This window comes from Arthrobacter sp. HMWF013, from assembly GCF_003061105.1.
Taxonomy (GTDB): domain Bacteria; phylum Actinomycetota; class Actinomycetes; order Actinomycetales; family Micrococcaceae; genus Arthrobacter.
In genome coordinates this window covers 1-7,189 of sequence record NZ_QAIQ01000251.1, presented here as the reverse complement: position 1 = coordinate 7,189, position 7,189 = coordinate 1, and the positions used below count along the sequence as shown (strand labels likewise).

The 7,189-nt window shown below is 60.6% G+C and carries 12 protein-coding genes; 4 read left to right on the top strand and 8 right to left on the bottom strand.

The window, feature by feature from the left end; translation table 11 throughout:
* On the top strand, positions 1-268 hold a 268-nt coding region (locus tag DBR22_RS10230), incomplete at its 5' end, for a FluC/FEX family fluoride channel (protein ID WP_146187464.1).
* Entirely contained in the window at positions 265-663 is a 399-nt protein-coding gene (locus tag DBR22_RS10225) for a fluoride efflux transporter FluC (RefSeq protein WP_258229130.1), read from the top strand. The genes DBR22_RS10230 and DBR22_RS10225, both read left to right, overlap by 4 nt.
* A gap of 69 nt (positions 664-732) precedes the next feature.
* On the opposite strand, the gene DBR22_RS10220 is transcribed toward DBR22_RS10225, so the two are convergent.
* Positions 733-2,019, bottom strand: a complete 1,287-nt coding sequence (locus DBR22_RS10220; RefSeq protein ID WP_108598931.1) for a glycosyltransferase 87 family protein — start codon at positions 2,017-2,019, stop codon at positions 733-735.
* Between the two features lie 311 nt (positions 2,020-2,330).
* Here DBR22_RS10220 and DBR22_RS10215 point away from each other — a divergent pair, with 311 nt between their 5' ends.
* Positions 2,331-2,699 (top strand): hypothetical protein, encoded by a 369-nt coding sequence (locus DBR22_RS10215; protein WP_108598930.1) that lies wholly within the window; start codon positions 2,331-2,333, stop codon positions 2,697-2,699.
* An 82-nt stretch (positions 2,700-2,781) separates the two neighbouring features.
* Positions 2,782-2,916: a hypothetical protein gene (locus DBR22_RS24455; protein ID WP_258229129.1), complete on the top strand. Its 135-nt coding sequence runs from the start codon at positions 2,782-2,784 to the stop codon at positions 2,914-2,916.
* Between the two features lie 3 nt (positions 2,917-2,919).
* Here the strand turns inward: DBR22_RS24455 and DBR22_RS10210 are convergent, their stop codons facing one another.
* The 7 genes from DBR22_RS10210 to DBR22_RS23800 form a co-directional block, all read right to left on the bottom strand.
* Complete coding sequence (locus tag DBR22_RS10210; protein ID WP_108598929.1) at positions 2,920-3,900, bottom strand: S1C family serine protease; 981 nt, start codon at positions 3,898-3,900, stop codon at positions 2,920-2,922.
* Between the two features lie 406 nt (positions 3,901-4,306).
* A complete protein-coding gene (locus tag DBR22_RS10205; protein ID WP_258229131.1) occupies positions 4,307-4,534 on the bottom strand; it encodes a helix-turn-helix domain-containing protein in 228 nt (75 codons plus the stop codon).
* Positions 4,535-4,578: 44 nt separating this feature from the next.
* Positions 4,579-4,848 (bottom strand): hypothetical protein, encoded by a 270-nt coding sequence (locus DBR22_RS10200; protein WP_146187463.1) that lies wholly within the window; start codon positions 4,846-4,848, stop codon positions 4,579-4,581.
* The gene (locus DBR22_RS10195; RefSeq protein ID WP_181365120.1) at positions 4,826-5,149 is read right to left on the bottom strand and encodes an acyltransferase family protein; all 324 of its coding nucleotides are present in this window, start codon (positions 5,147-5,149) and stop codon (positions 4,826-4,828) included. The genes DBR22_RS10200 and DBR22_RS10195 overlap by 23 nt, the downstream gene beginning before the upstream one ends.
* Positions 5,150-5,554: 405 nt before the next feature.
* A complete protein-coding gene (locus tag DBR22_RS10190; protein ID WP_108598925.1) occupies positions 5,555-6,505 on the bottom strand; it encodes a hypothetical protein in 951 nt (316 codons plus the stop codon).
* The gene (locus tag DBR22_RS23805; RefSeq protein WP_181365119.1) at positions 6,505-6,645 is read right to left on the bottom strand and encodes a hypothetical protein; all 141 of its coding nucleotides are present in this window, start codon (positions 6,643-6,645) and stop codon (positions 6,505-6,507) included. The genes DBR22_RS10190 and DBR22_RS23805 overlap by 1 nt, the downstream gene beginning before the upstream one ends.
* 49 nt (positions 6,646-6,694) lie before the next feature.
* On the bottom strand, positions 6,695-7,189 hold a 495-nt coding region (locus DBR22_RS23800), incomplete at its 5' end, for a hypothetical protein (RefSeq protein ID WP_181365118.1).

Genomic DNA, 7,189 nt, shown 5'->3' with positions numbered 1-7,189 from the left:
GAGTTTCGTGCTGGCTGTTCTCACGACGCTATGGATTGCCCGGCCCGCAACGGCTTTCTGGCTTCGCGCGGGCCTGGGGCCCGGCCTGCTGGGTTCGTTCACCACGTTCTCCGCGGTGGTGTTCTCCATGGACCAGTTGGCCAGGGCGGGCGGGCACCCGGCGTGGATTGCCTACCTCGCGCTGTCCCTGTTGCTCGGTCTTGGCGCCGCGGCTGGCGGCTGGCGAACGGGGCGGCTGCTGGCTGACCGGCTGCAGGTTGCCTCATGATGGCCGCTGCCCTGGTGGGAGTTTTCGGGATGGCAGGCGCGTTGCTGCGCTTCGCCGTCGACAGCTGGTTCGCCCACCGGGCTGGACGCCGGTCCATCCTCAACTCCGAAGGCGCTCCCCGGCACTGGCCGTGGGCCACGCTGACCGTCAATGTCGCAGGATGCCTCATTATCGGGCTGTCGATGGGGATCACAGGGCGGCTTGGTCTTGGCTCCGAGTGGCAGGCAGCCATCGCCACGGGCCTCGCCGGCGGGCTCACAACTTTCAGCTCGTGGACGGTGGCCACTGTCCGGCTCCTCACCGAGTCGCGATTTTACGCCGCTGCCCTAAATGTAGGCGCGAACCTGGCCGCGGGCTGCGCGGCGGCGGCGTTGGGCATAGCCATCGCTTCCTAGGCAACCGCGGCCCGCTGCAGCGGAAGCGGACGGGAATGTGGCAATCGCGCAGATGGGGTGCCGGAGGGTTCAACTGATGCCGGAGGGCACGCGATTGCTCAAAGGTGCTGTTGTGCCTTCAGAATCATCGGTTGATTCCACCCGCTTCACCAGCTTCCACAGGGTTACGAGTGCCCAGCCAAATACCCCAATCACCAGAACGTTCCTCACCGTCAGCAGGGCGGCCACGCCGGGATTCAGTGCCAGGAGCAGCTGCATGTAGAGCAAGGGGTATACGAGGGTTGTAATGACCGCAATGGCAACAATCGAAGCAGTGGGCACAGCCCAGGCCTTACCGTAAAAAGCCGCGCCGACACAGATCACGGCTGTCAGCCAGATCATGAATTGCGGTGAACCCACCTTGTTGAAGACGATCATGGCGGAGACGAGAGACAGTGCTCCGACCATGAGAAGGTCCTGCCTGTTTGCTCCTCGCCGAACACCAAGGAATATCAAAATGGCAATAAAGAGAACGCTGACACTGAGGAGCGGGTTCATCAGTACACTCACGGAATCAGCCAGGGATCCTTGAATCTCTATGGTGTGGATAGCAGTATTCGGATAGATTTCGGTGCCTGATTGCAGGACAGCCTGCCACAGGCCTGGTGTTGTCAGCGGGGCCTCCAACTGCATGCCACGATCACCCTGTGCCTGGATAAACCCGAGAAGGTGCTGCGCTCCCCCTCCGGCGACAACCCCGGCCACCATGAATGCCGACACTGCGGCGCCCACCAAAATGATGCGGAGCCGGGACTTGCTCGAGACTGCCAGGGCCAGCACTACTCCGGCGGGCCAAACCTTGATCCACGTCGCCAGAGACAGAAGCAAGGATGCCAAGGCCGGACGGGTTGTTGCCAGGGTGAGGCCGACCACAACAATCGGCGCGGAAATACCTTCCACCCGCGAGAAAACGAGCGGGCCAAGAACAGCGGTCAACGTTATCCAAAGATAAGCGGCCTGCCAGCCAAAAGGTGCCGCCCTGTTATTCAGCAGCACCAGCACAGCGATGAAGTTCAGAACGGTGCACAGCAAAAACCACCCAAGCATGTACTGGTCGTAACCGAAAGCTGCAGCACCGACCATGGGAAACATAGCCGCGATCGGATAGACCCAGGCAACGTCAACTCCCTGCCACGTGCCTTCGTCGAGGCCTTGGTACACCCATTCCCGGTAAAGGCCCACGTCACCGTATGTCTCTCCGCCCGCGATCCGGGGGATGAGCAGGAGGAGGAACAGTCCGTGAACAGCAGCGAATGCTGTGATCACGGTGGCCTTTCGCGACAGCAAATCGAGCAAATCTGGCCGGGGCTTCTTCATGATGACTCTCAACTTTTTCAAAAGGAACGGGACGGGTGCATAACGCCCCCCTTCCCTGCGGCAAACGGCACTGGTTGCAGTCACCGGGGCCGGCACAAGGACGGGATGGGGGCGTGAAACCACGAGGTCGACCGGCCGCGCTGCTGTGAAGGTCCAGCCAGCCAATCAAATCATTCCATTCTACGAGGCCAAAGTGCGCCGGATGAGCCACGCGGGCCCGGTCACGCTCGACTTTGGCTGCACAGAAGCCCCCAGACTTGGCGGAACCTATACTTCGGGCGGTTTGGCGCAGTCCCGTATCGTTGACTGTGATGATTAGCAGACGCGACGCGGCAATTGCCCTTGATGTACCGATGGAAATGGCTCAGCGCCATGGCATCCCCAAACGCCTGTCCGAGGCCGAACTCGGCGAAATCCTGGACAACCCGCCGGCCTGGCTGGTCCAGTCACGGGCGAACCGGACCGGCAAGCGCCCGGTGTGGGTCCATCTTGAGTGCGCTGTATGCGGCTATGAGGAAGCGGCCCGCCCCAAAAAGTGGTGGCCGGAATTCACCTATGTGGTCTGCGGCCACCATGCGCCCAGTGACGTTCCGCAGGCCCGGCCGGGCCTTGTCAGGAGCGAGTTCGACGGCGTCGGGACCCGCTTTGTGGGCATTGCGGACGTAGCGGTTCCGGACTGATCCCGGGCATTTATTTCGGGGTGGAACAGGGGTATTTTACGAGGAGGGACGTATTCCGTCCCCCCGTTGTAAGGAGCACCCCATGCCTGACAAGACCCCCCACCAGAACCTGTCGAAGAAGCCGGTCAAAACCATCAAGGAAAAACGCGCGGACAAGAAGGCCAAGAACCCTGAAGGTGCGCAGGACCCGGTAGCGCATCTGAAGAAGCGCCGGTAGCTGTTACCCGTTCTCTGCCATCTCTTCCGGCACGGCAGCCAGATTCAATTCCTTGCCGTCCCTCAGCACGCTGATCTGCAACGGTTGGCCAATCGCATCGGCGAACAGCAGTTTCTGCAGGCTTTCCGCGTTGCTGACGGGGCGGCTCCCGGCTGTCATGATGATGTCACCGGCTTGCAGGCCCGCGCGGTCTGCCGGTGAACCCGCCAGGACCTCCACCACCCTGAGCCCGTCCCGTTGGCCGGTCCGGATCACAGCACTGGCGGTGAGGCGGATGGGCGTGCTGACAACACCCAGGTACGCTCGCTTCACCCTTCCGTCCTTCAGCAGCGCTGAGATGATGCGCCGGGTTGTGGCATTGATCGGCACGGCAAGGCCCAGCCCTGCGCCGGCAACTGCGGTGTTGATTCCCACGATGCGGCTGCGCGCGTCGGCCAACGCCCCACCGGAGCTGCCCGCATTGAGGGCTGCGTCGGTCTGGATGACGTCTTCGATCACGCGCCGGTTTCCACCCGACCATACGGGTATGGCCCGTCCAAGACCGCTGACAACACCCGCTGTTACTGATCCGGCCAGGCCCAGCGGATTCCCCACAGCGATAACCAGCTGACCCACGCGGAGCGTCTCAGCGTCGCCGAACTGCGCTGGCGAAACTTTCGGTGCTTTGCCGTGGACCACCGCGAGATCGGACAAGGGATCCACGCCCACCAGTTCAAGGTCAGTCCGGCTGCCATCTGCAAAAGACGCATGGCCCTGGTGTGTTCCGGCCACAACGTGGGAGTTCGTGAGGAGGTAACCGTCCTCTGTGAACAGCACAGCGGAACCTGCGCCCATCCGGAAGCGGCCGTTACGGCGGCTGCTTGTCATCTCGATTGCTGCGACGTGCGGGGTGACGGTCTCAGCCACCCGCATGACCGTCTCGGAATACGAATCCAGCGGATCGCCGTCGAACGCCGCTGAACCGGGCTCAGGCATCTCGACCATGGCGCACCTCCTGGCTGCTTTGCCATATCCGGCTTCCAGACCTTGTGCTGCGCCGGATCTTATAGAGGACAACCACTGCCCCACTCAGGCTAGTCCCGGCCCCGCTACGCCGTCGGTGAACAGGGCCGGGCGTTCACCGATGTGGCCCGTTAACGCCAGAAGACCCGGACGCGATGTCCGGGTCTTCTGGGTGTCTTGCGACATGTCAAAATGTGGAGATGGGGGGAATTGAAAACCCCATTAGCCATATTTCTTCAACTCTGTTCCATCAAAAACCCCGAGAACTCGAGGAACCTATGCAGTCCTTTTCAGCCCTATTCAGTCCCGTGTTGGCGAGGCCAACAAAACCTGCCCCCAAAAAAGCCCCATCCTCCGGTCGAGGATGGGGCTTTTCGCGCGTTGGGGGTTAGCCGAGTTTTGGCAGCTGGATTCCGAGCACATTGCAGATGGTCTCGACATCATTGAGCGTGAACGGGACCTCATCGCGGAGTCGCTTGCTAACGTAGTTTCGCGAGAGCCCCGTGGCCGTGGCCCGCTTAGCCTTCGTGATGCCTTCCCGCTCCATGACCATGTTCATCTGCGTGGAAAATTCGCGCGCGAGTGGTCCAGGGACCGGCTGTTTACCAGAGGGCATGCTCACGATCGTATCCTCCTGCCACCAGTGGTAGCCGACGGCAGCTAGGTCTCCGAAGACGATTCCACCAGGCGGGTATCTGAGCCGTAGTAAATGCGGTCAGCGTTGCTTGGGTCCGCCGCCAACAGGACCTGGGACGCTATTGACCACAGGACGCCCAGCGCGGCCAGACCCGTAACGATGGGGCGCCAATGCCGGGATTTGACAGCAAGAAGCCATATCAGTGCGAACACGATGTAGAACTGTTCGTCGATGGACAGGCTCCAGATCACGCTGGCGCCGGCCAGCACGTCATACGAGCCGAATGCTTTCATCCAGTTGAAGTAGAAGAAGACCTGCGCGATGAAGTCCCCCCCAGTTGATGTCCTCAAAGATCGCGTAAATCAAGGTGGGGATGACCACGGCAAGGATCAGGGGCGGTGCAATCTTCACCGCACGCCGGAAGTAAAACCCTCCCAACGAGAATCCACCGGTCTTATCCCGCTCCCGCAGCATCAGGTACGTGATGATGAATCCGGAGATGGTGAAGAAGATGGTTACCCCGCTGCCGCCAGGAATGATGAGACCGAGGCCAGCGTGCGCGACCACGACAAGCATGACCGCGAACGCCCGCATGGCGTCGATGTGAGCGAAGGGCTTAGCTTTGTTTAGCGGGGCAGGTGAAGTGGACAAGGTTCCCCCAATTTGAGACCAAAGGTGCTGCCGCCATCCTACTGGCTGAGCATCAAACGCCCTTCGTCGGCAAAGGCGAGGCCCTGGCTGACTGGCTGTTCAGCAGCTAAGCGGCGCGCGTGGCCCAAAGTTCAGTGGCGCACGCTTCTGAGCAGGCCCGGTAACCCTGGATCGGATGAATGTCAGGCAGGATCGCGCTGCACCACTGGCAGCGGCCACCGCTCATTTGACGTTCATCCACTAACGCCGAAAGACGTTCCCCATGCAGCTAAGTGTAAGGGCCCCATCGCGTCCAAGGTCTTAGGAAGTGCACTCAGCTTCGGGTGAGTGCACCGATCTGTCGACCTATCAGCACGTCAAAGGACTTGGCTTGCGCCCGATCTCAGTAGCGCCGAGCCAGCCAACAGCGTGGCAGTCATCCTGAACAGAAACAGGGTTGGTGAATTTGAACTTTTGCCCTCCGCCCTTCTTGGAAAAGGTCCCCGCCGGCGCAGGGATACCTCCCTCCCATCGCTGGCCTATAGACGTTGTCCAAGCGGCGCCTTCCAAGCCTAAGTAGTCTCCCAGGGCAAGAAGTGTTGTGAATTCGGCCCATGTCCCCCCAATCAGGCCCACCCCGTTGTTGGCCACTTCTACGTCCAAGCCAGCTTTGCTGCAGGACTTGCCCACACGAACGAGGATGCCCCGGCACCAAATCTCAGCGCGTTCAATGGAAATTCCGGCGGGCGGCGACAGCTTGATCTCCAGCGCTATGTCCCGTGGCCCTCTTCGAACAGACAACTTGGTGCCTTCGAACACAACGTCCCAAGCGTGCACGGCGTGCCTCAACTGCCCTTTACGTACAACTACTAGTGGCACGTTGTCCTGATCTCGAATCGTGATATCCAGCAGGATTCGGCCCTCGCTAAACGAGAAACCTACGACAGCTTCACCGTCAATTTCGATAGCGCGTGCCGCTACTGAGGACTTGGATTTGGTAAAGGTCGTCGAACCCATGTTGACCGTGAAGGTATTCCCCTCGAAGAAGAGGTCATGCTTCGCCCCGAGGCTACGGCTCCGATTATGGGGATCAGCGTCGGCCCTCCTGACCATCGACACAGGCAATCTGCCAGCAGACTTCTCACGATGGTGCATAGTGCAGAGCAGCGTCATCGCTGCAGGGTCGTGGCCCGTCACTCCGTACCCATCGATGTGCTCATAGTCAAAGACGGGAGAGCCGCACAAGACGCAGCCGAAACCGCATCGTTGGCGAAGATCTCTTTTTATCCCAGCAGGAATCGGTTCACGGGCATCCGCCATTACTTTTCCTGCCTAATGTGCTGCAGCCCCCAGCCTTCCGGCACATGCTGGTCAATGGCCGTCCGGGCGTCCTCGTACGAGCCGGCTTCTACTTCAATGGTCTGCAGTTCTTTGGACCTGATCACGCCAATAAGTTTCACGGCTCCACCCTAGTGCCCGTCCACTTCCGTGGGCGGGCACTTTTGGCCTTTAACTTTCTGGCTGCGCTTCCTCGTCCTCGCCCATGCCCATGCCGCCAGATGGGAGGACAGAGACGCGGGTGAACTTATCGGGAAGGTCCGTGTCGGTGCTGGCTAGGATGATCGTCGTCCGCTCGGCAACATCCGCATCGTCGATATTCGCGTTGTAGAGATCGGTGGCTTCGCTGCTGAGTGGCGCGCCGGCGGCATCGGAAAGGACCTCGCCGTTCGGCATCAGGTATGTGCCATCCGCCTGGTAGGAGGGCTTCCATATGTCAATAGCGTCCGTCACTGTGGAAAACGTGTACTGGCGCCCTTCCTGATTGAACGCCGACACCTGATACATGTTGACCCGCTCCGTGCCCTTGCGGTTGTCCACGTCGGCTACGAGGTAGGACACGGGGGCTCCATTGACCTTGACCCGATACGCCTCAAGGTCGGCGACGGCGGGATCTGTCGCCGGAGTCGGCAGGTTGAAAGTGATGTCGGCGCCTGATTTTGTGCT

What these genes read in the sequence shown, in the direction of transcription:
- DBR22_RS10225 (WP_258229130.1), top strand. Translation starts at nt 265, where the DNA reads ATGATGGCCGCTGCCCTGGTGGGAGTTTTCGGGATGGCAGGCGCGTTG.
- DBR22_RS10195 (WP_181365120.1), bottom strand. Translation starts at nt 5,149, where the DNA reads ATGCGGGCGTTCGCGGTCATGCTTGTCGTGGTCGCGCACGCTGGCCTC.
- DBR22_RS10190 (WP_108598925.1), bottom strand. Translation starts at nt 6,505, where the DNA reads ATGGCGGATGCCCGTGAACCGATTCCTGCTGGGATAAAAAGAGATCTT.
- DBR22_RS10220 (WP_108598931.1), bottom strand. Translation starts at nt 2,019, where the DNA reads ATGAAGAAGCCCCGGCCAGATTTGCTCGATTTGCTGTCGCGAAAGGCC.
- DBR22_RS10210 (WP_108598929.1), bottom strand. Translation starts at nt 3,900, where the DNA reads ATGGTCGAGATGCCTGAGCCCGGTTCAGCGGCGTTCGACGGCGATCCG.
- DBR22_RS10205 (WP_258229131.1), bottom strand. Translation starts at nt 4,534, where the DNA reads ATGCCCTCTGGTAAACAGCCGGTCCCTGGACCACTCGCGCGCGAATTT.
- DBR22_RS24455 (WP_258229129.1), top strand. Translation starts at nt 2,782, where the DNA reads ATGCCTGACAAGACCCCCCACCAGAACCTGTCGAAGAAGCCGGTCAAA.
- DBR22_RS10200 (WP_146187463.1), bottom strand. Translation starts at nt 4,848, where the DNA reads ATGAAAGCATTCGGCTCGTATGACGTGCTGGCCGGCGCCAGCGTGATC.
- DBR22_RS10215 (WP_108598930.1), top strand. Translation starts at nt 2,331, where the DNA reads ATGATTAGCAGACGCGACGCGGCAATTGCCCTTGATGTACCGATGGAA.